The 26,700-nt window shown below is 45.9% G+C and carries 22 protein-coding genes; 13 read left to right on the top strand and 9 right to left on the bottom strand.

Annotated features, from left to right (window positions below):
- Positions 1 to 692: 692 nt before the first annotated feature.
- Positions 693 to 2,084, top strand: coding sequence for a sodium-dependent transporter (locus tag RT717_RS08625; RefSeq protein WP_317491334.1), 1,392 nt, complete (start codon positions 693 to 695; stop codon positions 2,082 to 2,084).
- A 17-nt stretch (positions 2,085 to 2,101) separates the two neighbouring features.
- Here the strand turns inward: RT717_RS08625 and RT717_RS08620 are convergent, their stop codons facing one another.
- Both RT717_RS08620 and RT717_RS08615 read right to left on the bottom strand, forming a co-directional pair.
- Positions 2,102 to 2,893, bottom strand: coding sequence for a hypothetical protein (locus RT717_RS08620; protein WP_317491333.1), 792 nt, complete (start codon positions 2,891 to 2,893; stop codon positions 2,102 to 2,104).
- Between the two features lie 78 nt (positions 2,894 to 2,971).
- Positions 2,972 to 4,210 (bottom strand): ABC transporter permease, encoded by a 1,239-nt coding sequence (locus tag RT717_RS08615; protein WP_317491332.1) that lies wholly within the window; start codon positions 4,208 to 4,210, stop codon positions 2,972 to 2,974.
- Between the two features lie 247 nt (positions 4,211 to 4,457).
- On the opposite strand from RT717_RS08615, the gene RT717_RS08610 reads away from it, so the two are divergent.
- The 6 genes from RT717_RS08610 to RT717_RS08585 all read left to right on the top strand — a co-directional run bounded on the left by RT717_RS08610 (position 4,458) and on the right by RT717_RS08585 (position 11,863).
- Positions 4,458 to 5,282 (top strand): tetratricopeptide repeat protein, encoded by an 825-nt coding sequence (locus tag RT717_RS08610; protein WP_317491331.1) that lies wholly within the window; start codon positions 4,458 to 4,460, stop codon positions 5,280 to 5,282.
- A gap of 208 nt (positions 5,283 to 5,490) precedes the next feature.
- The gene (locus RT717_RS08605) at positions 5,491 to 6,753 is read left to right on the top strand and encodes an asparagine synthetase B (protein ID WP_317491330.1); all 1,263 of its coding nucleotides are present in this window, start codon (positions 5,491 to 5,493) and stop codon (positions 6,751 to 6,753) included.
- A 108-nt stretch (positions 6,754 to 6,861) separates the two neighbouring features.
- Positions 6,862 to 7,620, top strand: coding sequence for a sulfite exporter TauE/SafE family protein (locus tag RT717_RS08600; protein WP_317491329.1), 759 nt, complete (start codon positions 6,862 to 6,864; stop codon positions 7,618 to 7,620).
- A 129-nt stretch (positions 7,621 to 7,749) separates the two neighbouring features.
- The gene (locus RT717_RS08595; protein WP_317491328.1) at positions 7,750 to 9,075 is read left to right on the top strand and encodes an MFS transporter; all 1,326 of its coding nucleotides are present in this window, start codon (positions 7,750 to 7,752) and stop codon (positions 9,073 to 9,075) included.
- A 164-nt stretch (positions 9,076 to 9,239) separates the two neighbouring features.
- Positions 9,240 to 9,698, top strand: a complete 459-nt coding sequence (locus RT717_RS08590) for a (2Fe-2S)-binding protein (protein WP_317491327.1) — start codon at positions 9,240 to 9,242, stop codon at positions 9,696 to 9,698.
- Positions 9,699 to 9,721: 23 nt separating this feature from the next.
- Complete coding sequence (locus RT717_RS08585) at positions 9,722 to 11,863, top strand: xanthine dehydrogenase family protein molybdopterin-binding subunit (RefSeq protein WP_317491326.1); 2,142 nt, start codon at positions 9,722 to 9,724, stop codon at positions 11,861 to 11,863.
- A 76-nt stretch (positions 11,864 to 11,939) separates the two neighbouring features.
- Here RT717_RS08585 and miaE read toward each other — a convergent pair whose 3' ends face one another.
- Genes miaE through lpxK form a run of 3 tightly spaced genes read right to left on the bottom strand, consistent with a single transcriptional unit; the run spans position 11,940 to position 15,466 of the window.
- Positions 11,940 to 12,542 (bottom strand): tRNA-(ms[2]io[6]A)-hydroxylase, encoded by a 603-nt coding sequence (gene miaE, locus RT717_RS08580; RefSeq protein WP_317491325.1) that lies wholly within the window; start codon positions 12,540 to 12,542, stop codon positions 11,940 to 11,942.
- A gap of 12 nt (positions 12,543 to 12,554) precedes the next feature.
- Positions 12,555 to 14,408, bottom strand: coding sequence for a putative porin (locus RT717_RS08575; protein ID WP_317491324.1), 1,854 nt, complete (start codon positions 14,406 to 14,408; stop codon positions 12,555 to 12,557).
- A complete protein-coding gene (gene lpxK / locus RT717_RS08570) occupies positions 14,405 to 15,466 on the bottom strand; it encodes a tetraacyldisaccharide 4'-kinase (protein WP_317491323.1) in 1,062 nt (353 codons plus the stop codon). The genes RT717_RS08575 and lpxK overlap by 4 nt, the downstream gene beginning before the upstream one ends.
- 54 nt (positions 15,467 to 15,520) lie before the next feature.
- Here lpxK and RT717_RS08565 point away from each other — a divergent pair, with 54 nt between their 5' ends.
- The 3 genes from RT717_RS08565 (at position 15,521) to RT717_RS08555 (ending at position 18,908) form a co-directional block, all read left to right on the top strand.
- Positions 15,521 to 16,630, top strand: a complete 1,110-nt coding sequence (locus RT717_RS08565; protein WP_317491322.1) for a Nif3-like dinuclear metal center hexameric protein — start codon at positions 15,521 to 15,523, stop codon at positions 16,628 to 16,630.
- A 6-nt stretch (positions 16,631 to 16,636) separates the two neighbouring features.
- Positions 16,637 to 17,410 (top strand): zinc ribbon domain-containing protein, encoded by a 774-nt coding sequence (locus RT717_RS08560; RefSeq protein ID WP_152000890.1) that lies wholly within the window; start codon positions 16,637 to 16,639, stop codon positions 17,408 to 17,410.
- Between the two features lie 94 nt (positions 17,411 to 17,504).
- Positions 17,505 to 18,908 carry a tetratricopeptide repeat protein gene (locus RT717_RS08555; RefSeq protein ID WP_317491321.1) on the top strand — a complete coding sequence of 468 codons (1,404 nt, stop codon included), beginning with the start codon at positions 17,505 to 17,507 and terminating at the stop codon, positions 18,906 to 18,908.
- Here the strand turns inward: RT717_RS08555 and RT717_RS08550 are convergent.
- The gene (locus RT717_RS08550; protein WP_317491320.1) at positions 18,900 to 19,523 is read right to left on the bottom strand and encodes a histidine phosphatase family protein; all 624 of its coding nucleotides are present in this window, start codon (positions 19,521 to 19,523) and stop codon (positions 18,900 to 18,902) included. The two genes, RT717_RS08555 and RT717_RS08550, sit on opposite strands and share 9 nt — an antisense overlap.
- A gap of 139 nt (positions 19,524 to 19,662) precedes the next feature.
- Here RT717_RS08550 and RT717_RS08545 point away from each other — a divergent pair, with 139 nt between their 5' ends.
- The 3 genes from RT717_RS08545 to menB are packed head-to-tail and all read left to right on the top strand — an operon-like array spanning position 19,663 to position 23,389.
- Positions 19,663 to 20,868 carry a chorismate-binding protein gene (locus tag RT717_RS08545; protein ID WP_317491319.1) on the top strand — a complete coding sequence of 402 codons (1,206 nt, stop codon included), beginning with the start codon at positions 19,663 to 19,665 and terminating at the stop codon, positions 20,866 to 20,868.
- 9 nt (positions 20,869 to 20,877) lie between these two features.
- On the top strand, positions 20,878 to 22,563 hold the full coding sequence (menD, locus tag RT717_RS08540) for a 2-succinyl-5-enolpyruvyl-6-hydroxy-3-cyclohexene-1-carboxylic-acid synthase (protein ID WP_317491318.1): 1,686 nt from the start codon (positions 20,878 to 20,880) through the stop codon (positions 22,561 to 22,563).
- Position 22,564: 1 nt separating this feature from the next.
- Entirely contained in the window at positions 22,565 to 23,389 is an 825-nt protein-coding gene (gene menB, locus RT717_RS08535) for a 1,4-dihydroxy-2-naphthoyl-CoA synthase (protein ID WP_317491317.1), read from the top strand.
- Positions 23,390 to 23,438: 49 nt separating this feature from the next.
- Here the strand turns inward: menB and RT717_RS08530 are convergent, their stop codons facing one another.
- The 3 genes from RT717_RS08530 to RT717_RS08520 form a co-directional block, all read right to left on the bottom strand.
- Positions 23,439 to 24,443 carry a FecR family protein gene (locus RT717_RS08530; RefSeq protein ID WP_317491316.1) on the bottom strand — a complete coding sequence of 335 codons (1,005 nt, stop codon included), beginning with the start codon at positions 24,441 to 24,443 and terminating at the stop codon, positions 23,439 to 23,441.
- Positions 24,444 to 24,538: 95 nt separating this feature from the next.
- Complete coding sequence (locus RT717_RS08525) at positions 24,539 to 25,978, bottom strand: carboxypeptidase-like regulatory domain-containing protein (protein WP_317491315.1); 1,440 nt, start codon at positions 25,976 to 25,978, stop codon at positions 24,539 to 24,541.
- A 92-nt stretch (positions 25,979 to 26,070) separates the two neighbouring features.
- Positions 26,071 to 26,622, bottom strand: coding sequence for an RNA polymerase sigma-70 factor (locus RT717_RS08520; RefSeq protein WP_317491314.1), 552 nt, complete (start codon positions 26,620 to 26,622; stop codon positions 26,071 to 26,073).
- Positions 26,623 to 26,700: the final 78 nt, after the last annotated feature.

Raw genomic sequence — 26,700 nt, 5'->3', positions numbered from 1 at the left:
TAAACATCAAATTATTCATACAACTTAACCTATAAAATCTCTCAGTAGCGGTGCAACAACCTGTAAAAATACAATTGAGGCATAAACATAGGAATTATATAATTAATACCAATAATATTCATATCAATTTAATTTGGCTGATAATAAATACTTATTTATAAGTAGTCAAGTCATTTCGAGTTCGTACGAAATGCAACTCCGGCATTTTCAAATATAAAAATCGTCCAAGTAGCCTGTTTGTCAATCTCTTCCGAATTACTACATGTGTAAGGGTTGACTACAACCAGCCCGCCTTGTCATTTCAATAAGAAGCACCCCAACGTCAATATAATTGAATTATACTAATTTGAAGTATAATTAATTTGCTTTTATTGATATCTCTAAGGCCACAATATCCCTTCATTGATAAAATGAAGTAAACTGGAGTTCTATGGGTTTGATGAGATTACATCCCAGGTAAATGACGTTCAGATGTTAATCTTACATGGAATGTAACGTAACAGAAGCGAGACCCCCGGAGAGGAATTATGCAGACGAATTCGAGAATTAGATCCAAAATACGGGCTGACTCTTCAGGTCAAGCTTATAAAGTGCACAATTAACCGCAGAAATAATTATGACGCTACGCAATAAAGATTTTTCGTCGCATTTGATAGATTGCATGTTGGAAACAAACTTAACCTAACTACCAAATGGCTTCTAGAGGGAATTTCAATAGTAAGATCGGTTTCATTGCGGCCGCAGCTGGTTCAGCTGTTGGTTTGGGCAACATTTGGAAATTCCCATTTGAGGTGGCTGATGGTGGCGGCGCAGCCTTTGTGTTGATGTACCTCGGCTTTTGCTTCATTCTCTGCTTTCCGGTAATGGTGACTGAGATTGCCATCGGCCGAAAAACCCAAAAAGACCCAGTTGGAGCATTTGGTGCTCTCGGATTTCCGAAATGGAAGTTTCTTGGGAAAATGGGGGTGCTAGCCGGCGTGCTTATCCTTTCTTTCTATAATGTGGTGGCAGGTTGGGCCTTTGGCTACTTTCTCGAAATGCTAATGGGCAACTTTGCCATTGGAGGGCAGTTTGGAGATTACATCAAGGATGTGGTCAAAATTGGAGCCTATGGTGCCGTGTTCATGTTCTCTACAGCTTTTATCGTTTCAAAGGGCGTGTCCGGCGGCATCGAAAAAGCTTCCAAAATTCTGATGCCTACCCTCCTCATTCTTATTATTTCGCTGGTGGCCTACGCCATGACATTGCCTCACGCCATGGAGGGGGTTAAGTTTTACCTCGTACCCGACTTTTCGGAAATCAATTTTGAAGTAGTATACAGTGCACTTGGTCAGGCATTCTTTTCTCTCTCTTTAGGTATGGGAGCCCTCATTACCTACGGCAGCTACGTATCCAAAGACGAGAACATTATCTCTTCTGCTGCCCTGATCACCCTCACCGACATTTCGGTAGCATTTTTGGCAGGTTTGATGATGTTTCCATTCGTTGCCTACATGAGTGAGGGAAACTTGCACGAGGTCACCGGTGGTCCGGGCCTTATTTTTGCCACACTTCCTGGCGTTTTTGAGTCATTTGGGCCAATTCTCGGGATAATAGTGGGCGCTTCCTTCTTCCTTTTGCTTTCTTTTGCAGCTCTCACCAGCACGGTATCGCTTTTAGAAGTACCTGTTGCTTATGCTGTGGATGAACTCAAAATAGACAGAAAAAAGGCTGTTTGGCTGATAGCAATAATCATATTTATAGTTGGCATCCCGTCGCTGATGGCCAATGGCTATTCTCCCTTCTTCTCTTCTTTTATCACCTATATGGGTAACGACAACCCGACCGATTTCATGACGCTGGTGTCGGACATTGCTAATGACAGCCTGCTACCATTAGGCGGCTGCCTGATTTCGTTCTTTGGCGCCTATGTGTGGAAAAAGCACAACCTCAATGAAGAAATTGCCCAGGGTTACCCTAACTATCATGGCTCTTTTGTGGAGAAATTTATCAACCTGATGGTGAGTTACTTCTGCCCGATCGTACTGGGTATTATCTTCATCCTGACTGTTTTGGATAGGTTCTTTGGAATAGCGCTGGTTTAACAAGCAGCGTCAACTCCTCACTTCTTAACAAACGACTCCTTAAAGCCGTCGAGAATGATGTAATAGTTGCCAGGCTTCAGAAGACGAAGAGGGATTTCTTTGGCATTTCCGGTCAAAATCACCTCTTCCTTTTCATTTAAGATTTCGAAAGCAGTAGCCCTCGATAGTGTCATTTTGTCGGACACCACCTTTGGAGTGAAGGTAATGGGCACCTTGTAGTAAACAAACTCAACCTCATCAGAGTACAGATAGTTGTTAGCGCTTGCTCTATATTTTACTCTGAATTTATTCGAGCCTTCAGTCAGCTCAGGAAAGTAGGAATAATCACTAGACGCAAATTGCCCCTGTGAAGGTATTTCATCTATTTCTATCCAATCTTCTCCCCCCAGCCTTTCAATGATATAGGATGCTTTTTCCCTCTCTCCTCTCGTGTTCCACTTGATTTCCTCTTCAATGAAAACAATGCTATTAAAGCGAAAAGAGCTATGCCAGAAAATGGCCTGCGGGTTCACAATCTTGGGTGAACAAATGGTATCGTGAAGCACTCTTATCGAAACAGGCGTGTATAAGTCGAGCCCTTTGAAGTCAATCTCCAGGGCCGACAGCTTCAAATTAAGGTTGAGCGCCCGCCCGTTAAGCAATACTTCTCTAACACAAAACTTCTCAACGCCCTCAGATAATGGGTTTTGAATAAATAGAGATTTGCCCTGATAAACTCCGGTAATGGCGATCTCCTGCCCCTTTACAAAAAAGGAAAGGAAGAATAGCCCAAAAAATATCCACAAGCACTTCCAGGTAGTCGATAACATAAATTGTACTTGCACGGCAACGAAATTCTTTAAAAGCAAGAAAGCACAATTTACGAAATTGTTACCACTACATGGCAATTATTCGAATCGGAGAGATTCGATAGGGTCAAGCTTCGAAGCTTTGTAGGCCGGCAAATAACCGCTGAGTATCCCCACAAACATACCAATAAGCAAGCCGACCATCATCCAAAACCATGGAATGACAAAACCATCTGCATCGAGCAACTTAGCAATGAGATTGCCCACCAGAATACCCAAAATAATCCCTCCAATACCACCCATTTGCGTGATAACTATGGCTTCTATGAGGAACTGCTGTCTGATTTTAGTAGGTGAAGCACCAAGCGCTTTGCGAACGCCTATCTCCCTGGTGCGCTCCGTAACTGAAACCAGCATGATGTTCATAAGCCCGATGGAAGCACCCAAAAGTGTGATGAACCCTATTCCAAATCCACCCATTCGAAGGTAGCCTGTGATCTCTTCCAGGCTCTCGGCCAACGACTGGTTTCTGGCTACATCAAATGAATCCGGCTCGCCCAAGGGGTCTTTTCGGATAGATCGCATGAGACCTGTGGCCTGGCCCATCGCATACTCCATTTGCGTAGGGTCGTTGATGGCTACCGTTATGGTATATTGAAGGTTCCGTCGTGGATCTACCCTCCTCGCAGTTTCCAGGGGTACCAAAAAGTACCTATCAAGCCCACTGTCTCCGCCAATATTTCCTTGTTTTTCCAGAACCCCAATCACCCTGAACCTGATCCCATAGGCCGTAATGAATTGATTAACAGGATTTTCGTTCTTTTCAAACAAATTACTATACACCTCGTCGCCAATAATGACTACGTTAGCTCCATTCTGTGCCTCAATCTGAGAAAAATTACGCCCCTGCGACAACTCACCGCCTTCAACGACGAGAATATTGGCGTCCCCTCCCACAATTCGCATGTTTGGGTTGGTTACCTTCGACCCTCTGCTCAGTTCGGCTACTCCGGTTACCCAGGTGGTGAGAGAGGGAGTGCCATAGGAGTTGTAAAGATCGAGGAATCTTCGGGCCTCACGGTAGTTGATGGCCGGATACCGTTTTTCTTCTACTCCGCTGGACCTGCGGTTATCGTAACGTTTGGTTCTGACGTCAAAGGTGTTAGCTCCCAAATCTGACAAGCTGTTATTGATAGACGCCTGTATCCCTTCTATGGCCGTTAGAATTCCCACCAAAGATGTAATTCCTATCGCAATGATCATCGCAGTAAGAACTGACCTTAGTGTGTTCGTTTGCACAGCCTTGATACCTTCCCGGATGTTTTCTAAGATGATCATGTGGAATTCAAATTCTTTGTAAATCTAATAAATGTGTATTCAAAACAATTTCTCGGCGCCGCTTTTAACCATTCAGCCCTTTTTGCAAAAGGCCTGCCTCAGCCGACCAACAACTATCTCCAAAATTCCACTACGAGGAATCCCTGCCCCAATAAGCAATTACATTTGCCATTCATACCAGGCCGTGTTGTACGATCTTCTTCACTTTCATAGCTTTACATTTTGAGAAGCTATCAACACACAGTTAATGAGTAAGGTTTTATTGCTTTTTATTACACTCTTCACATTTTTAATTCAAGCCAAAGCGCAGTTGTTGCCTCTCAGCACACCATCTGACTCCGCCAAACACTATTACTACCTTGGATGGAAGCAGATCATGGACTATGCAGACTATACACGGGCGGAGCAGTCGTACCGAAAAGCCATAGCATTTGATCCTGAGTTTATTTTAGGACAAAGCCTTGTGGGTAGAATTTCACCCGACATTAAAGAACGCTACGAAATACTTGAAAAGATCAACAGCAAAAAGCACCTGGCAACGGAAGACGAACAACTCGTGGCCGATGTGTCGGTGATGCTGATAGAATTTCTGAATGCCAGAGAGGAAATGGATAGTGTGAAAACGGCGGAAAAGATTGGCATCGCCTTGCAAACCGGCCTGCAAAACTTCGGCTTGATTGGAAAGAAGTACCCGGATGAGGTATACTTTATCTCAGAGTACTTTGAGATCGTAAACTATCTTTACGGGCCTCAAAAAGCACTCGACACCCTAAAAAGCTATAACCTCTCGCTTAAAAAGCCAGCCCCTTTCCTCATCGGCTACGAATCGACGCTGGAGGCTGCACTCGGCAACTATGACAATGCACTTGAGCTCGCCTACAAGCTAAAGAAGTGTTTCAAAGACAAAAAAGTACCCAAACCCTATGTTGTCCTTGGTGAGATTTACCTACAAAAAGGTGATTTAGAGAGTGCATACAAATACATTAATAAGGCACTGGAACTCGACCCGGCCAACAGGGCTGTGCAGAGGCTGAAAAAGAGAGCCGAAGTGGTACAAAAAAGCAATTTCTGACATCGGACTCCAGAAAAGAGAATTGATTTCACCTAAAAAATGTTTCTTACGTTACTGTAAAGGTGACTAAATCACACAATTGTACGTTAAGACAAGGTGACTCATGGAATTTACGACTTGTTCTGTTAGATTTAGTTGGCGAAGTTAAGCCTTCGGAGCAAGAAAAAGTGCTCCCTTCAGGCAGGTTCAATAGAAAAAATTTGAGCACATGAAGCGTATTATATTTCTCCTTTGTATCTTTTTGTTTATTGGTAGCAAGGCATTCTCGTCTTCAATCCTGATACCGATGGACAACAGCCAAACGAACCACTTGAAATCGTATGGCGTGGCCTATTGGGTACTTTCCAAAGATATTGAGATTGACTGGCTGCTCAACTACAGGGGCGGCAGCTTTATGTTTAAGTATTACCAGGCTTTTGAAAATGAGCTGATTATCCGGGGAGTAAGCTATGAGGTGATTTCCGATGCCGAAGCCGGGCAGATACTTGAGGTCATTGCGAGTCCATCATCCAATATGGACGCCATGAGGCTGGAAAAGTACCCAAAAATTGCCGTTTACTCACCAAAAAGTAAGCTACCCTGGGACGATGCCGTGACCATGGTACTCTCCTACGCTGAGATTCCCTACGATGTCATTTTTGATGAGGAAATCCTGTACAACGAGCTACCCAAATACGACTGGCTGCATTTGCACCACGAAGATTTTACCGGCCAGTATGGGAAGTTTTACCGGGCCTATGGTAACTACCCCTGGTACATAGAGCAGCAAAGAGACTATGAAGAAATGGCCAGAAAACACGGCTTTATGAAGGTGTCACAAATGAAGCTGGGCGTGGCGAAAAAAATCAGAGACTTTGTGGGCAGCGGCGGCTTCCTCTTTGCCATGTGCTCCGCTACCGACTCCTACGATATTGCCCTGGCCGCCGAAGGTATCGACATTTGCGAAAGCATGTACGATGGCGACCCGGCAGACCCACGGGCTCAGCAAAAGCTGGACTTTAGTAAAACATTTGCTTTCGGTGACTTCCTGCTGGAACGCCGGCCACTTGAATACGAATACTCAAACATCGACATGCAGCCCAACGAGCGGGGAGTAATTGAGAGGAACGATTACTTCAATTTGTTTGAGTTCAGCGCCAAGTGGGATCCCATTCCCACCATGCTCACCCAGAACCATGAACGGATCATTAAAGGTTTTATGGGACAAACAACTGCATTTAGAAATGCAACCGTTAAGCCCGATGTGGTGGTAATGGGCGAAAATAAGAGCATTGGCGAAGTGCGGTATCTTCATGGCATATTTGGCAAGGGCTTTTATACTTTCTATGGCGGTCACGACCCGGAAGACTATCAACACCTTGTGGGCGACCCCCCAACTGACCTCAATCTGCATCCAAATTCCCCTGGCTACCGACTGATTCTCAACAACATACTTTTTCCGGCTGCAAAAAAGAAAAAGCAGAAAACCTGATCTTTTAAACTGTCCGGTTTAAAAAATTTCGGTTATTAATTTGGCCTTGACTAGTTTCACCTACATTTTTAATGACAGAAACTGACCACCGCCAAATCTCATTCTTAGTTGATAGAACTTTTCTCCTATGAGCTTTCCCACTCTGATTTGTGGATGATACTTTCGGTGTCAGTGCTCATCGGCATGTCCAAAACAGGCGTTCATGGGGCAGGAATGATAGCGGTGCCGCTGCTGGCTGCTGTGTTTGGTGGCAAGCAGTCGAGCGGCTTCCTCCTTCCTATTTTGTGCCTTGCCGATATTTTTGGAGTGGTGTACTACCACCGGCATGCGGCGTGGGATCACCTGTGGAAGCTGTTTCCATGGGCAGCAGCAGGAACCTTACTCGGCACCTGGGTGGGCAACTACATTGACGACGAGGCCTTTAAGCTCATCATGGCCATCATCATTTTTGCTTCGGTCGGCCTAATGATTTGGCTGGAGAAGAGGAAAAAAAATGAAGAAAAGGTGCCGGCTTACTTTTGGCTTGCAGCACTCATGGGCGTTGCAGGCGGGTTTACCTCTATGGTTGGTAACCTCGCAGGGTCTGTTATGGCCCTTTACCTGCTCTCCGTACACTTACCGAAAAATTCATTCATCGGTACGGCAGCCTGGTTCTTTATGGTTCTCAATTGGTTCAAGCTGCCTTTTCACATCTTCAGCTGGCACACCATCACTGTAGACTCCTTCCTTTTTGACCTTGTAACTTTACCGGCTATTGGCCTCGGCGCTCTTATCGGAGTGGCCATCATTAAGAAAATTCCTGAGAAGCAGTATCGGTGGTTTATAATAGCCATGACAGTAGTAGCAGCTTTTGGAATGCTACTATAGAAATGGCTTGCAGTGAACGTAAACAATTTTTAGCAGTGGCGGTTAAAAGTTGAGAATTCCATTGCAAAAACAATTTTCTGCACGTTATTACCTTCCTGGCAACAAGGAGGTTAGAAATTAGACTTTTTTATGGGCAAGCCTACACTCAAATTCTGGCAGATCATCAACATGAATTTTGGCTTTTTCGGGCTCCAGTACAGCTTCGGCCTGCAGCAAGCCAACATGAGTCCTATTTATTCATATTTAGGCGCTGAAGAAAGTGAACTCCCCCTCCTGTGGCTCGCAGGCCCCATGACCGGACTTATCGTTCAACCCATCATCGGTGCCATAAGCGACAAAACCATCACCAAATGGGGCCGCCGGACTCCGTATTTTCTCATAGGCGCTATATTCTGTAGCCTTAGTCTGCTCGTGATGCCGTACAGCAGCACCGTGTGGATGGCAGCAAGCGTGCTTTGGATCCTCGATGCGGCTAACAACATCACGCAGGAGCCCTACCGGGCGTTTGTTAGTGACAAACTGCCGAAGGAGCAACATTCGCTTGGCTTTTTAACTCAAAGTGCGTTCACCGGCCTTGGACAAACCCTCTCATACCTCACCCCCACTCTTCTCATTTTTTTCGGTGTCAGCGAACTTGCAAAAAATGAAAGTGGTATCCCTGTCACAACAATCATCGCTTTCATGATTGGCGCTGTGGTGTCCATAGGCTCTATCCTGTGGACGTTAAAAACCACGAAGGAAATTCCTATTTCGGAGGAAGAAAAGGCCCACATCAGAAGCCAACCCAAGGGCATAGGTTCGACCATTGCTGAAATTGCCAAGGCCTTCAAAGAAATGCCTCTCACGATGAAGCAGATGCTACCCATGATGCTGTTTAGCTGGTATGCTATGTTCATTTACTGGCAGTACATCGCCAAGTCGCTATCAAAATCTCTCTTTGGCACTACCGACGTGTTTGACCCCGGCTTCAGAAAAGCTGACCTGCTGGTGGGGCAAATTGGGGCGTTTTACAATTTCATTGCCTTTTTTGCCGCTTTCGGGCTAGCGATGCTGGCTCAAAAATACGGCCCAAAGTGGATTCACGGAGCATGCATGTTCCTGGCTGGTGCTGGCTTGCTCGTGATTCCGGAGCTAAACAGTCCTGGCATGGTCTTTATTCCTATCATTGGCATGGGGCTATCCTGGGCAAGTATGATGGGAAATCCCTATGTGATGCTTGCAGGCAGTATCCCTCCCGAAAGGACGGGGGTATACATGGGCATATTCAACATGTTTATCGTCATTCCCATGTTGCTCGAAACCTTCACCATTCCTATGTACTACTCGTCATGGCTTGGCAACAGTCCGGTGAATGCTATCAGGCTGGCTGGCACGCTATTGATACTTGCAGCTATTTCAGTTGCTTTTATCAAACTAAAAAGACCAGACCAAAGCGATTTACACACAGAAAAGTGAAGAACTCTCATGGCTTTCTGCACGGCTTCCTGATTTCGTAAGTAACTGGAAAGCATGGTATTCGAAACACTTTACAACTGCATTTTTCCAGCCATCCCAGACGTCTATGAAATATGACCAATTATTGGTACTTTGAAAGTATTCAGTAAATCAACTCTTACATTATGGCCCAGTTTAATCTAAAAGTTAATGGAAAAGAACATCAGGTTGATGTAGATGCGGACACTCCACTTCTTTGGGTGCTTCGTGACAACCTCGATTTGGTAGGTACCAAATTTGGCTGTGGAATAGCCATGTGTGGCGCCTGTACGGTTCACGTTGATGGAAATGCCGTCAGGTCTTGCTCGATGCCTATTTCAACGCTGGGAGACAAGTCTGTGGTGACCATCGAAGGCTTATCTGCCGATGCCTCTCACCCGCTTCAGAACGCCTGGAGAGAGCACGACGTACCCCAGTGCGGCTATTGTCAGGCAGGTCAGATCATGAATGCCGCAGCCCTGCTGGCGAAAAATGCCTCTCCAACCGACGAGGAAATAGAAAGCGCCATGAATGGCAATATTTGCCGTTGTGCCACTTACAACCGTATCAAGGCAGCCATCAAGACGGCTTCCGCAAGCGTTTAAGTCTATTCCAAAAATTCGAAATCATGACTTTAATAAAAACATCATACAACAGAAGATCCTTTCTGAAAGTATCAGCAGCCGGTAGTGGCGGACTTGTTATCGGCTTCAACTGGCTGGTATCGTGCAGTCCCAGTGCTGAAACCGCTATTAAAGGAGCACCTAAAGAGTGGTTCAATGTAAATGCTTACCTCAAAATAGGTGAGAACGGCCTCGTTACGATCATGTCGCCAAACCCTGAGGTAGGCCAAAACATCAAGACGTCAATGCCGATGATAGTGGCTGAAGAATTGGACGTGGCCTGGAAAGATGTCGTGGTTGAACAAGCGCCTCTTGATACGGAGAAATTTGTGAGGCAGGTGGCCGGCGGCAGTCAGTCGTTGAGAAGTTCATGGAAAGGCCTGAGAATGGCAGGTGCTACCGCAAGAAAGATGCTGATGGAAGCAGCTGCCAAGCAGTGGCAGGTAGATGCCTCAACCCTAACTACTTCTGAGGGAGTGATCAAAAACGCAAAAGGTGAAACACTCACCTATGGACAAATAGCCTCCGCTGCTGCATCCGTAACCGTGCCTGAAGAGGTAGAGTTGAAAGACCCATCTGCCTTCAAAATCATTGGTACCGACACCAAAAACGTTGACATAGAAAAAATCATTACCGGCAAGCCACAGTATGGCATGGATTTGAAAAAAGAAGGAATGAAAGTAGCGGTCGTGCTGCGCCCCCCTTCTTTTGGTGCCAAACTAAAGTCGTTTGACGACAGCGAAACCAGAAAGGTAACCGGTGTTTCTGATGTTATCCAGTTTGGCAACAAGGTAGCAGTACTTGGCAACACAACCTGGGCTGCTATGAAAGGCAAAAAAGCACTTAAAGCTGAATGGGAAGAGGATACACCTGCCGAGAGCACAGAGTACCACGACAAGCAAATGATGGCCTTGCTTAATACAAAAAATGGTGAGCCCAGAAGAAACGACGGCGATGTGGACGCCGCCTTCAAAACCGCCGACAATGTAATTGAGAAAACCTTCGAGGGCCCGTTTCTACCGCACAATCCCATGGAACCAATGAATTTCTATGGACATGTGACGGCGGCCAAGGTTGATCTTATCGGACCTATTCAGACACCCGAGAGAACAAGACGCCAGGTTGCTGAGCTACTGGGAAGGCCCGAAACAGAAATTTTCATTGACATGACCCGTATGGGAGGTGGTTTCGGTCGCAGGCTTTACGGTGACTTTGTGCTGGAGGTAGCCGAAATCTCAAAACTTTCCAACACGCCCATCAAGCTGGTGTACACCAGAGAGGATGACATGACGGCTGGTATTTACCGCCCTGCATCGAAATACAAATTCAAAGCCGGTGTAAAAGACGGCAAGCTGGTGGCCTACCATTTGGTTGGTACCGGCATCAACGGCAACGGCTGGACTCGTGAAAACTGGTTTCCCGCAGGATCCATTCCCAACTACAGGGTGGAGTCGTACGGGCTGGACAGCAACATTACCACTGGTGCCTGGCGTGCACCCATCACCAACTTCCTGGCTTATGCTGAGCAAAGCTTTATTGATGAGGTGGCCGAGGAAATGGGAGTTGATGCCGTGCAGTTGAGGCTTGATTTGCTCGAAAAAGCTAAGAGTGACCCTGTGGGTACGGTAGACTATGAGCCAGAGAAAATGATTGGCGCCATAAAACTTGCTGCCGAAAAGGCCAACTGGTCGGCTACTGAAGATGGAGTGAGCAAGGGCTTTAGTGCCTACTACTCGCACAACTCCTATGTGGCGATGGTGGCGGAGGTTGTCAACAAAAAAGGCCAGCCTAGTACCAGAAAAGTAACCTGCGCTGTTGACTGCGGGATAGTGATCAACCCAATAGCTGCCAAAAATCAGATTGAAGGTGGCATTATCGACGGCATCGGGCACGCTATGTATGGCGACATGACGTTTGTGAATGGTGCGCCACAGGCAAGCAACTTCAACAACTACAGACTGATCAGAATGGGAGAAGCACCTCCGGTTATTGAATGTCACTTTGTGAAAAACACGAATGACCCTACAGGTCTCGGCGAACCATCGTTGCCACCGGCAGGTGGTGCGCTGGCCAATGCTATGTACAAAGCTACCGGACAGCGTTTCTATAAGCAGCCATTTATGCAACAACAGATAAAACTTGGCTAGCTTTTGTTCAGCGTAAAACAAAAAAGGTTTAGGGGGAGACTCCTAAACCTTTTTTTTGTTTTATACCCTTTGACCGTCAATGCATCCTATCTCCTCTTACAGTAAGCGATTTCATTATTGCGGCCTCAGCTTCTAAGAACTCGTTCCATCTAACTTTCACATAATCCTTTGGCATGTATTCTTCGGCCAGTTCAATGAAATTATGATAGTGGCCAGCTTCTGAAACCATCAATTCATAATAGAACTTTTTCAACTCTTCATCCGCAATATGCTTGTGCAGCAGTTTGAACCTCTCGCAGCTTCTGGCTTCTATTAACGCATTCAGCAGCAACTTCTCCACCAGCTGCTGGTTGCGGGAGCCACCCTTTCTCACTACCTCATTAAGTCTGGCCACATACTCGTCCTTCCGTTGCCTCCCTAACCCAAAACCTCTCTTCTTGAGTTGCTCCACAACTCTTTCAAAGTGGCTCCATTCCTCCGCTACTACTGGCACCAACATTTCCAACAGCTTTTCTCTTTCCGGGTAGAGCATAATGAGCGAAATGCACGAAGAAGCGGCCTTCTGCTCGCAATAAGCGTGGTCAACGAGAATGTCCTCAATCTGCATATTGGCAATGTCCGTCCAGCGGGGATCGGTGGGTAGCTCCAGGCCAAGGGTGGTTTTACTCTTTGCTTCCATTAGACCTTTGGTTCAATCAAAGAAATACCAGGTAACACCGAGGTCAAACACCCGGCGCTGCCCGGGGTAATAGGGCGAAATGAAATAGCCATCGGCGGTGCCGGGTTGGTTTGCGTGCGTCATCTTGGCAAAGTATCGTGCATTGCCGACTTTGAAGTTCAGGAATACATCTGCTGTCAAATACGAGTCGATGGCAAAGCTATTCTGGATGTAAAACTGCTGAATAACCGGGTTGTAAGCGTGGCCATAGTAAGTCGATTTCCAGTTCAGGTCAACGCCAAGTTGAACAGGCAGGTAGTCGTTGAACCATACCCCTTCATAGTAGAACCTGGTATTGATCAGCCATTCAGGCATCCTCCAAATCTCCGAGTCAGTACCAGTAACAGCAGTGTAAATCACTTGAGGGTTCAGGTGAAAACTTTTGCCAATGGTAAGCTCCGCCGCAGCGCTGGGATTAACCAGCAACTGTCCGGCAGCTGATTGCGATTGGTGCGGAAGAGAGTCTGCACCAAAGTAAACATAGTTGGCCACCCTGGTCAGATTAAGCCCAGGCTTGAGTGTGACGGGGCCAAGCTTAACATTCAACTCACCCCCCAATCTATCAGCTCTTTGTGGCTCGAAGTCATTGACCCAGCTGTAGTGGTTTCCAAAATAATAGAGTTGCTGGTAGCCTGGCTTGTACCTCATGCTTCGCAACCACAAATTGAGAAATGGCAAAGTGGTTCTCCCCTCAATATCAAAAAGACCTCCCTGCAGATATTCAACTTTGGCGTCGGTGTCCCATATGTCAAACAACCTTACATTGATTTTTGCCCCTCCATAGCTCTCCGACTGGCGGCCAAAAGGAGACGAGAAGCGGTCATTGTAAGTCACATACCGCTGCTTCAGATAAAAATTATAACTCAATCCGCCTATTTTTCCCAGCACCCCGGCTTCATTAAGCAGTGCTCTCATCTGAATCAGATCTGCCGTGCTGTCGCTGGTGATTAAGATATTTGGATAAGCCGAGGCGTTGTTGGTTGGCGTAGGGTCTTCAAAACTATTGTCGTGCCTTCCTTTGTCGAGCAAATAGTAAACCTGAAGCTCATCAGTGATTTTGTACTTCTGAAAAAGGTGGAAGTTGATCTTATAGTCATAAGCTTTCACCCCTGTCAGTTTGATGGGAGAATCAAGGTATTGAAAAAGCTCAGCAGTGGAAGCATCTTCACTCACATCAATACCCCCAGTTTCAAGCACCTGGTGTTTGATCCTGTCAACATTAAAAAGCAGTTGATACTTCTCGTTCTTTGACTTATAGCTGGTGTACAAATCCCAGGTGGTGCTGTTCACATTTCGGTCACCTCGACTGGAAGAAGAACCAATCTGCTTATCCGATGTAAGCAACTTAAAATCTACCCCCAAATTCCACCGTGGATTGATGTTTCTTGAGTAACCAACGTCCACCACGCTTCTTCCTGAGCCGCCCACGACAGTTTTTATTTTGATCCAGGGCGATTTTGTATCAAAGTATTTTATCTCAGAAGAGGGAATAAAGTAGGGATCGTAAGCATTGATACCCAACGTGGCTCCTATTGTGGACGGGAACAGATAGTACAAAGACCTGGTCGCCGTTCCGTTGTTGCCCAGGTCAACCAGGGTATGGTTTGAAACATCAACCGCATCAAAATTCTCTAGCCCGTAAAGCAGGGTGTCAAGCACATGCAGAGAATCTGACAATGCTTTAATGTCAGCTTCTGAAAACCAAAACGTTGTTCTGGAGGAATAAACATTTTTTGTTGAATCGTCCAGCACCTGTGCATGCGAAACACTCAGAGCAAGCCCTGTGGCGAAACATCCAATTGCTGCAATTTTTAGTATGATCTTCAAACTGACTTGCCCAGGTTTTTAGTTACCTTCTCTGCTATTACCGCCTCAAAGTTTTCTTTTTCTTTTGAAAAGGAAAACTCTATCGGGATATAAAAAAAAGGTGCACTGTCCAAATACCGCTGAAACTTCGGATTGCTCATTTTCACATAATCCTTTTCTGTGGTAAGAATAACGCAATTGCCGCTGTTTTGATATTCATCAACAATCTTTTCCATTTCCTGATCATTGTAGGCAAAGTGATCAGCTCTTTCCCAATGCGTTACCACCTCAATTCCCTCAATTTTCAAATAATCCAATAATGGCGCCGGGTTGGCAATACCTGTGATCAAAAATACTCTCTTATGCCACTCACCTTTTTTCCCAAACGACACAGGGCGTCCATATTGTATAGAACAAAAAAAGACAGGAGTGCCTGCCTGAGCGTAGGTTTGAATCTTTGCTCTCATTTTTCCCTTCTCCACTTCAGGCATGATCTGAGGCGATTTTGTCACCACAATGATATCGGCTCTTCTCGCCCACCTTCTTCCCTCTCGCAACGACCCAGAGGGCATAATAAAATCACGGTAAAAAGGATTTTGGAACGAAGTGAGCACTATTGACGCAGATGGCTGCACAGCCCGATGCTGAAAGCCATCGTCCATCAGAATCACATCCAGTTTAGGGTATCGCTCCCTAATATTTCTAATAGCCAGTACCCTTTTCTCACCCACTGCCACAACAACTTTTCCAGACCATCTTTTGAAAAACAAAAGTGGCTCATCACCGACTGACGCAGCACCAGACAGCTCATCGACAACTAAAAAACCTTTTGTAACTCGGCCATATCCCCGGCTGATCACTGCTACATTCTTACCCATCGACAGCAAGTAAGCAATGAGATAATTGATAGTTGGAGTCTTACCAGTGCCCCCCACTGCCAGGTTGCCAACGCAAATCACCGGAATACTAAAACCAGTGCTTTTTAACATTCCCAGGTCATACAAAGTATTTCTGATATTCGTAACGCATAACCAGACAAAGGAAAATGGTGCCGCAAGAAGAACCCTAAGTAGTTGCATTAGTCAATTGTATTGTGGGCCTAAAGATAGTATACTTGCGATAAGGAGAAGCGAATGAGCAAGGAAGAAATAAGGATCAAAGAAATAATCTCGTACCTGGAGACTCTGGCTCCAAGGGCGTATCAGGAGAGCTACGACAACGCTGGCTTGATAGTAGGCAATTCTTCGAATCATGTCTCGGGAGTACTCATTTCGCTTGATGCCACAGAAGAAATTGTTGACGAAGCTATTGCCACCGGCTGTAATCTTATTGTTGCCCATCACCCCATTGTCTTCAAGGGACTTAAGACACTTACAGGAAGCAACTACGTAGAACGCACCGTTATCAAAGCTATCCAACAAGACATCGCTATTTATGCCATCCACACAAATCTTGATAATGTACTTGACGGTGTCAACGCTGAAATCGCCCATATCTTAGGACTACAGCATCTCAGGATACTGGCCCCTAAATCAAACGTCCTTTCCAAAATTGTTGCGTTTTGCCCAAAAGACAATACCGGGGCAGTTCTGGCAGCATTGCATGAAGTGGGCGCCGGACACATCGGCAACTATGATCACTGTAGTTTTCGAGTGGCGGGTACAGGCAGCTTCCGACCAAACGACAAGGCAACTCCACACATAGGTGCCGCTCACCAGCTTGAGCAAGTACATGAAGATCGTCTGGAATTAATTTTCCCATCGCATTTGAGTCAAGTGATCATAAACACACTTCAAACTGCGCACCCATATGAAGAAGTAGCCTATTACCTGACTTCGCTGCAAAACCAATATCAGGAAGTTGGATCGGGAATGATTGGCACCCTGCCCGAACCCATGCAACCCGATAAATTTCTGGCTCATCTTAAGGACGTCTTCGACCTCCAGGTCATAAAATACACGCCGGTTAACAAGAAGATACATACTGTAGCAGTTTGCGGCGGGGCTGGAAGCTTCTTGCTGGAAAGCGCCAAAAAGCAATCGGCCGACGCATTTGTGACGTCCGACTTCAAATATCATGAGTATTTCGACGCCGAGGGCAGAGTACTCGTGGCAGATATTGGACACTATGAAAGCGAGGTTTCTACAAAAAACCTGCTTCATAGGAAATTAAAACAAAAATTCACTAATATTGCACTCCGTTTGTCTAAAGCAAACACAAACCCCGTCAGATATTACTTATAGAACTGAATGGAAAGCACCGTAGCACAAAAATTAGAATCGCTCAGCAACCTCCAAGAAATTGATTCCAACCTCGACGAAATAAAAAAAATCAGGGGAGCACTTCCAGAAGAAGTGATGGACCTTGAGGATGAAATTGCCGGTTATGAGACCAGGGTTCAGAAGTTCAACCAGGATTTGGAAGAACTTGAAGGCTCTATTTCAGACAACAAGACCGCAATTAAGGACGCAGAAAAACTCATCAAAAAGTACGGTGAGCAGCAAATGAATGTCCGCAACAATCGTGAGTACGACGCAATCACCAAGGAGATTGAATTACAGCAGCTTGAAATACAAATTCTTGAAAAAAGGATCAAAGAGGCTTACGTAAAGATCGATACCAAAAAAGAAGAAATACAAGGAACGAAGGACGTTCTAAGCGAGCGCAGCAAAGACCTTGAAAGCAAGAAAAAAGAGCTTGATGTCATCGTGAAAGAGAGCGAAGACGACGAAAAAGCGCTTAGCAAAAAGCGAGAAGCCGCAGCAGCGAAGATCGAAGAGCGTTTGCTCAAATCCTACGACAAAACAAGGGCTAACGCAGTAAACGGCTTGGCGGTTGTTCCTGTGCGCAGAGGCGCATGTGGTGGGTGTTTCAACATTGTTCCTCCTCAAAGACAAGCTGACATCAGAGAGAAGAAAAAACTCATCGTATGTGAGCACTGCGGTCGTATATTAGCAGGAGTTGATGACGAGATTGAAGAAGAAGACACAAAAGGCAAAACAACAAAACGGACGAGAAAGTAATTTCTTGGCATTCGTTTGTATCCCATATAAACAGGTGAGTCTCAAGGCTCGCCTGTTTTTGTTTGCGCTCCTGCCATTTTTTCAAGCCTCTGCCATGCAAACAGACCTTGGCTGGCAACCTTCCGTGGTAGAAACGCATGACCTAATTCTACAATACAGGCTTTCTGAGGCCAAGACTCTCCTGGCAACTCTCCCCAATTCTCCGGAAAAAGCCTACCTCCTTAACCTCAGCGACTTTCTTCAAATGATCTACACTGAAGATAACGGCTTTTACGAAAGCTATCTCGGCAATCTCCCAAAGAGAAGAGCATGGATAGAGGAATTGCCAGAAGGAAATGCCCAAAAGGCGTTTTATCTGGCAGACATGAAATTGCAGGAGGCGATGTTTAAAATCAAATTTGGGGACTACCTGTCGGGGCTATACAGTTTATTGCAGGCGCACAGCCAAATAGATGAACTTCAAAACCGTGATGACAAAATTCTCCCATTCTTAAAGTCGGCTGGTGTCATCAACATCCTCATTGGCCTGACACCCGAAAAGTACGAATGGGCCGTCCGGTTGATTGGCCTTCAGGGTAAGGTAGCCACGGGAATTGAGCAGCTAAAAAGCCTTTCGTCCAGTAGCAGTCCCATGGCAGATGAGGCCCTGATCATCCTTGGATACTTCTATGCCTACCCGCTTCATGAACCAGTAAAAGCAAGCGCCCTGTTTTCGCAAATCCTGGAAAAGCAACCCAATAGCACGCTTGCCCGGTTTATGCTGGCCACTTCTCTTAATAAAGCGCACAAAGGTGAACAAGCGCTGACCACTTTATCGAAAATCCCGGCGGATCAGCAAAAATCACTCACTCCGGTTAACTACCTTTTTGGAGACCTGTATCTCGAAAAAATGGATTTGGATAAAGCCCGGGAGCACTACAAAATGTTTATCCAATCGTATAGCGGAGATAACTTCAAGAAAGATGCGATGGCCAAAATAGCTGCCTCGTATTACCTGGAAGGCGACACACGCAGCGCAAGCACATGGAGTGAAAAAGCGTCAAAAATGGAGCGAAGCACGACTGAACCGGACAAAAATGCGGATGTGTTCCTTACAGAAATAAACCAATATCCAATCCCACTGCTGAAGACAAGGCTTTTAACCGACGGAGGCTATTGGGAAGAGGCAAAGCGACAACTATCTATTGTAAACCCATCGGAACTTGATGGAAAATGGCTATGCGAGTACTATTATCGTTTGGCGAGGCTCAATCATTTGCAGGGAAAAGACCAATCAGCTATTCCTCATTACCAACATGCTTTGAAACTCGCCGAACGGCAACCCTGGTACATGGGCGCTAATGCCGCCTTGCAACTTGGACTCATTATGAAGAGCGCCGGAAACGACAAAGAAGCAAAGGGGTATTTTGAAAAAGCAATGGACTTCGAGAACCACCCTTACAAAGCCAGCATAGACTCCAGCGCTGAAAGGGAGCTAGCCCGGCTGACTTCAGATTAATTCCACGCCTTCAAGATGGCTGACATCGTTGGCTGTGACCATCGAAAGCTGCCCCCCGGTATAGTTGAAAACGTACAAACCAAGGTTAGAATGGCCAAAGCTCTCCATTAGCTGAAGCGGATAACCGAGCATCCAGCACACAAGAATCCGAATAGCTCTTCCGTGCATACAAATCAGCACTTTTTCTTCATCTGGTTTGCTCAGAATATATTTCATAGCCAGCTTCTGCCTTTCCATGACCTCTATGGGCGACTCTCCCCCATCTATCCGCTGATCCAGCTCACCTCGCTGCCACGCCTCAAGCGTCGTCAGATAATGGCTATGGATGTCCGGCTCAAAGGCCAGCCCCTCTTTGTTACCCCAGCTAATCTCATCCAGCCCTTCAAGTCTCTCGTGGGGGATGCCCTGGTTTATGAATGACTCCACTGACTGGTAGGTACGGATCAGCGACGACACGTACACCTTATTGAACTTTTCGTCTTTGTAGTGGTTAAAAAATGCCCTGGCTTGCTCCTGCCCTGTTTGGTTCAAAGGCGCATTTACTCCTCTTCCCTGAACCTTTTTCTCCCTGTTAAACTGGGTTTCACCATGTCTAACGATATATAACTGCTTCACACCAATATTGTCAAATGAGTCACAAAACTACAAGTAAACGATAAATATGTCCGTTTTTAAACTTTTAAATTCAACAGCCTGTTTTGCGGGTAATTCATTCAGTGCTAAATTTCGACACCATTCATAAACGACCACTTTTTTGAAGGAGAAGAGCAGTACGGAAACAGAGATCAGAGAGCTTCACATCAGGGAGATCATTTCGGGAGCCATTAATGGGAAGAAATCGTTCGCTTTTTGGAAAAAACAAGGTCAACCCCAACTCCTCGGTATCGTTGATCTGGGCGAGCAACCGTCAACAGACAAGGGAGACTTAGAAGAAGCAAGCCCTGGTTTTGCTGTAAGCCCCTTCCTGAACGAGGGTAGAAAAAAAAATATCAAAATCAATGCGGATCTTGTATTTGCCCCGACCGACAACAGTTCAGGTTTCCAGGTAAATCCGGCCGTTGGCGTAAGTAATGAGCAAACTGACTCGTTTATCCGGGGCACATTTGAACCCCTGCGGCCAGCATTACTTGAGGCATACTTTCCGGCAACTGACATGGTAGCTGCCAGCCAAAAAGGCAACTTTATTGACATTGTAAACAAGGCAAAAGAGAACATCAAAGCAGAAGTTTTTAATAAAGTGGTGCCTTCCCGGTATACAGACGTTCCATACCCGCCAGGCTGGGACTTTATATCCGCTTTTGAAAAGCTTCACCAGCTATACCCCAACGCCTTCGTCTATGTTTTTGGCATTCCAGGGGTTGGTATATGGATGGGAGCCACTCCCGAGCTTTTGCTCAGCATAGTGGATGGCAGGTGGTTTAAGAGCGTGGCTTTGGCTGGCACGCAAAGGATTCCCGAATCAGGCGACCTATCCCAGGTGGCCTGGACACAAAAAGAAATTGAAGAACAAGCTTTGGTTTGCCGGTACATTATCAACTGCTTTAAAAAAATACGATTGAGGGAGTATGAAGAAAAGGGCCCTAAATCTATCAAAGCAGGTAATATGGCGCACCTCAAAACGGAGTTCTACGTGGACATGGAAGCTGTCAATTTTCCACAGCTGGGCAGTGTAATGCTGGATTTACTTCACCCCACTTCGGCTGTATGTGGCATGCCTCTTGAGCCATCGTTACAGTTCCTCAAGGAGTTTGAAGGCTTCGACAGGGAGTTTTACACAGGCTATCTGGGGCCTGTGAATATGCAGGGTAGCACCCAGCTTTATGTTAACTTACGATCCATGAAGCTACTTTCAAACAGGGCCAGGTTATTTGCGGGAGCTGGAGTTACCGAAGATTCGATAGCGGAAAAAGAATTTGAAGAAACCGACCTGAAACTTCAAACGCTTATGTGCCTGTTCTAAGCCGCAAACATGGTAATCAAAGCAATAAACGATATAGCCAGCATTTGTTACCTGAAAGGACTGCGTAATGTTGTGCTTTCTCCCGGGTCACGATGTGCACCCCTTACGCTGGCCTTCAACCGGCATGGCGACTTCAACATATACACAATCCCCGATGAGCGGGCAGCTGCGTTTATCGCATTGGGCATGGCTGAAAGGACAGAAACTCCAACGATACTTATCTGCACATCGGGCACCGCTGTACTGAACTATGCTCCAGCGGTCACTGAGGCTTATTACCGAAACATCCCCTTGCTGGTGCTAACAGCTGACCGACCACCAGAATGGCTGGAACAATGGGATGGCCAAACAATCAATCAGAAGGCAATATTTGAGCCTCATATAAAAAAGTCTTTCAGTTTCCCTGACAGTTTCGAACATAAGGATGCCTTATGGTTCTCGCATCGCTTGGTGAACGAGGCTATCAACTGCTGCAGCTCGCTCGAGAATGGCCCGGTTCATATCAATGTCCCTTTGAGGGAGCCTTTCTATCCGGAAAAAGGCGAAAAATTGGTCTTTGACAAGGCCATAAAGCTCATAGACGAACCGGCATTTGAAAACTCTCCAGGCAAAGACACACTTTTGCGCCTATCAGAAGAACTAAACCAGCCTGCCAAAATTGTCATAGTCGTTGGGCAGCACAAACCCGACAAGTCGCTTATCGACGCTCTTTCGATTGTATCGCTTAAGCTCAATATTCCTGTCGTAGCCGACATCATTGCCAACCTGCATGGCTTTGCAGGCACTATCAGGCATTCGGATGCTTTTTTACCAAAAGCCTCTGCTAGTTTAAAGCCTGACCTTCTGATCACTTTAGGGCAATCAGTGATCAGCAAAAATCTCAAACTGTTTCTCAGGCAGCACCGGGCCAGCGCCCATTGGCATATTGCCCAGGCTGGCCACATTCCGGATCCGATGCAATCGCTTACAAGAATTGTCAGGATGAGTCCCACTCACTTTTTCAAACAACTACTTGACACGGGTGTTACTCCAAAATCGCAGGAATTCATGGAAAGCTGGAGAAGCCTCGATGAGAAAGTGAAGGAGAATTTTAACAGCATTTTTACTCACCAACCTTTCAACGAATTTCAAGCAGCATACAGGTTTATCAAAAGCATTTCAGGAGAAGCCAAATTGCACCTTGCCAATAGCATGGCGGTGAGATATGCCAATTTTGTAGGCCTCAGTTCCCAGCAAAATAATATTTCTGTGCATGCGAACAGAGGCACCAGCGGTATAGATGGCAGCACCAGCACCGCAGTCGGCATTACGCTCACTTGTGCTGTCCCCAACTATCTGATTACAGGGGATGTGTCTTTCTTCTACGACATCAACGCCTTTTGGCACAATTACCTGCCCACCAATTTCAAGATCTTACTATTAAACAATCACGGAGGCGGGATTTTCCGGCTTATCCCCGGGCCTTCCCAGCAACCAGAACTTGAGGAGCTTTTTGAAACGCAACAACCAAGAAGTGCCACAAGAATGGCAGAGGAATTTGGTTTTAGCTATTTCAAAAGCACCGGCGAGGAAGATTTCAATAGCCAGCTGATCTCATTTATGGAAGATGAGAATCGGGCTATCTTTGAAGTAGAAACAAACAAGGAAAACAATCAGTTGTTCTTTAATCATTTCAAATCTCATATAAACACCTGACATGGCATCAAAATTTGAATGGCAAACGATAAAGGAGTACGAAGACATTCGCTTTGAATTCCTGGAAGGAATAGCCAAAATAACTATCAACCGCCCGGAAGTACGCAACGCATTCAGACCGCAAACAGTCAATGAAATGTCGGAGGCAATGGACTACTGCCGGGAAGACCCGGACGTTTACGTGGTTGTGCTTACGGGGGAAGGCGACAAGGCATTTTGTAGCGGTGGCGATCAAAACGTAAAAGGCATTGGTGGATATGTGGGCAAGGACGGCGTACCCCGCCTGAATGTGCTTGACCTGCAAAAGAAAATACGGTCACTGCCTAAGCCTGTGGTAGCCATGGTCAATGGATTCGCCATTGGTGGTGGTCACGTACTTCACGTGGTTTGCGACCTCACTATTGCTTCAGAAAATGCTATTTTCGGACAAACAGGCCCTAAAGTGGGGAGCTTCGATGCTGGCTTTGGCTCGAGCTACCTGGCCCGCCATGTAGGGCAAAAGAAGGCCCGTGAGATCTGGTTTCTTTGTCAGCAATACAGCGCCAAAGAAGCTGAAGACATGGGCATGGTTAATAAAGTGGTACCGCTCGATCAGTTGGAGGAAACTACAGTGGAGTGGTGCAGAATCATGATGCAGCGCAGTCCAATGGCTCTGAGAATGATCAAGATGGGGCTCAACGCTGAACTGGATGGGCAGGCTGGCATTCAGGAACTGGCCGGTAATGCAACTTTGCTCTATTATTTCACTGAGGAAGCCCAGGAAGGAAAAAATGCTTTTCTCGAAAAGAGAGCACCTGACTTCAAGAAATTTCCAAAGTTCCCATAAACAAAAAAAGGGTGCGAGCGCACCCTTTTTTATTTCTTAGCAGACAAGCCTACCTACAGGCTTTCCCGCTTATTTCGTACTTATTCTTAGAACCAGTCACTTCAAAAGAAAATGTCTGACTGATTACTTCCATCACCTCGTTGATAGGTTTGCCATCAAAAGTGGCTGTCAGTCGGCAATCACCAATATCCTTATTTGCGAGCTTAATGTCGGCTTTGTAAACTTCGTTAAGCGTACTCACTACCTCCTTCATGCTTGTCTGCTTGAACACCATCTTATTGGTCTTCCACGCCAGGTAGTTTTGGTTCATGTTCTTCGACTTCGACACGCCCTGGCCTTCCCTTCTAACCACACCTGTTTCGCCTGGAAACAACTCTACCTTTATCGGTCTCTCAGCCACATTGGGTTGTGGTTTTTTCGTCAGACTCACCACACCAGTTTCAACAATCACCTCCGAATATTTCGCTTCACTTTCAGTCTTCACCTGAAAGGAAGTACCAACAACAGTCACCATCGCCTCAACAGTTTCTACTTTAAAAGCACGGTCAGGGTCAGGCGTAATGTCAAAAAATGCCTTTCCATTGAACACTACTCTTCTTTCTTCGGCAAATTGGGTGGGATAGCTAAGGCGTGACATGTCACTCATCGAAACCACCGATCCGTCGGACAGCTCAACATCCCTGGTCTCACCAGCGTCTGTTTCAACTACCACCCAGCCGTCAACGGTTATCTCATCGCTGCTGCTAGTGCCACCTCCTATAAAAAGAAAATAGCCTATACCCAGCAACACTATTACCGACGCTGCTACAGCCCATAATTTCACGGAGAAGCCACCACGTGGCTCACTTGGTTTTGTGAAATTCTTCTGAGTGGAAATCCTGCCCATGACGGAGTCTCTCGCCTTCTCAACATCAAAGGACTTTACATCGGTAGCAGACCATGCTTCTGAGAACGAAAGAAACTCCTCTTGATTTTCGTTTCTCCATTCTTCAACTTGCTGCTGCTCTTCTAAACTGGCATTACCTGAGAGGTACTTAGCCAACAATTCTATCATTTTCGACCTATTAGAAATATCTAGTCTTGTAACACTATCTGCTTACCCGACCCTTATCCAATTATACAATAAACGTGCAAAGATACATAGAAAACTTATTTGCGAGGTCGGGTTTCCGGCTCATATTCAATCGGCAGGCTTTCCGCCAACCTTTCCCATGACCAATAACCCAAAGTAGTCACCGCCAATGGATCGTAAATAAAACCCCTTTTGTCTACTGACACCGTGGGAATATTCAGCTGCAAGTAAGACACCTGCCTGCTTCCTCCTGACTCTCCCGCCATCCTGTAGTTTAGCCCAGCTGGTGAGGCCAGGTTATTACTAAGAAGCTTCTGCTTTTCCTCAAGGTACGACATTGGCTCTGTCTCCCGAAGATACATTACCTGGAGATAGTCTTTAAATGACAGCTTTTTCTCATAGGGATGTGAGCCATTTTTCATTATGCTATTGATTGTAACTTCGTAAAAAGGTACCGGACCTGAAGTTGGTAAATCATAGACCTTGTAAACAAGAAACCCTTCTTTTCGCAGTCTGTTGGCCGTTAGCGACCTGATGAAATGCTCCAACGACCCACGGTAGGCCCGCAAGCGGTTCTTGTTCCACCTCTTTAGCTCGCCTTCATCAGAAGGGATCAGCTCTTCAAACCTGGATTTCCCAACATATCTCGTTGTGCCTCCCCGTTGCTCAAACAATTCCAGTACATAATAAATCCTATAACCCAGGGCCCAGTTCTCAATAATCAGTGGCTCGCTGGCATATCCTATGAGCAGGTCATCGTTTCCATAGTACTGAAAATCCAGCACGTGGTCATTTGTAATCACACAGCGGGAAGCATTTGGTGTGGAGCCCAGGAAAGCCGTTTGGAATGCCCGAAGGTGCCGCTCCCAGCTTTTGTCTTTGGTGGAGATAATCTCAATGCTTTCAAGTTGGTCCAGTTTCGAAATCAAAGCAATTCGCAACGCAATGTCCGAAGTATCCTGAATGTTGATCCTTTTTACTCCCAGCTGATAAGCCACATGCGAAAAAGTGACCTCATAAGTGCCTAAGGGCAGGTGATCGATACTAAAAAAGCCATTCTGATCAGTGCCATCCCCCAACATGGACTTTGCAACAAAAACATTTACTCCTTCGATTGGAGCGCCGGTGGCATCATCAGTTACAGTACCAAAAAGCATCACATGCTCCTTAAACTTGGCTTCCTCAACAGCCACCTGAGGCTTGAATATAATGATCTGATCTCCGATGAGCTTATACTCCAGGCCCGTGCCGGTAAGAAGCTTACTCAGCACATACTTGACTGACTTATTGGACTCAGCTAATGTGAATTTCTGTTTGATTGGTACGATATCGGCGTTGTAAGAGAAAAAAATACCAGAAACTTCCGACACCCTGATAATTGCGGAGTCCAGATTTACCTCCCAAACCTGAACGTCAATCACTCTGTCCAATACGGACTTCTGGCTTTGCGCACTCACCGTACAGCAACAGCCCATCAGTAGAATTGAAAACAAAAAATGAAATCTATACGATTTCATATGTGCATGCGGTTCATTAGCAGAGAATCAAGCTATGTATCAATAGCTTCCTAAGTTCTGAAATTTGCCGGGCTAATTCAAAAAAACATCAATCAATTGTCTTTCAAGAAATCTTTCAGCTTTTCACGCAGCAACCTAAGTGCCTTACCCATCTGCACTTCAACGGTCTTCACCGAAATGCCAATATGGTCGGCTATCTCCTGGTATTTCAACCCGTCAAACCTGCTCATTCTAAAAATTCGCTGACACTGTGGAGGCAGCGAGCTTATTGCCACCTCAATCTTTTGTTCCAAATCCGGCTCTTCGTGAATCCCATAAGCGTAGGTTGATTCTTTTTCGAGGTAGTTGACAACATAATGCTTGTAGGCGTCCCTTACCTTCAAATGCTTCAGGTGGTTAAGGCAAGTGTTGTGAACCGACCTGAACAGATAAGATTTGACAGACGAGTCGGGAGCCAGCGACTCGCACTTCTCCCAAAACTTAACAAATACGTCCTGCACAATTTCTTCCGCCGACTCCGGGTCATTCAGGTATTTGTTAGCATAGCTGCAAAGAATCGAGTAGAACGAGTTGAAAACAATCTCAAATGCCCCTTCCTCCTTATTGCGTAACCGCTCAACCAGTAAAAAATCAGACTCTGTCAAGTTCTAGTAGTGTTATCAACTTATATTTGATGGAAAATCAAAAATATAAATTCAGTCCAACAAATCTATTATTTGCCA

The organism is Imperialibacter roseus (assembly GCF_032999765.1).
Lineage (GTDB): Bacteria > Bacteroidota > Bacteroidia > Cytophagales > Cyclobacteriaceae > Imperialibacter > Imperialibacter roseus.
Note: the sequence above shows the minus strand (reverse complement) of the source record. Positions and strands in the feature narration are given on the sequence as shown.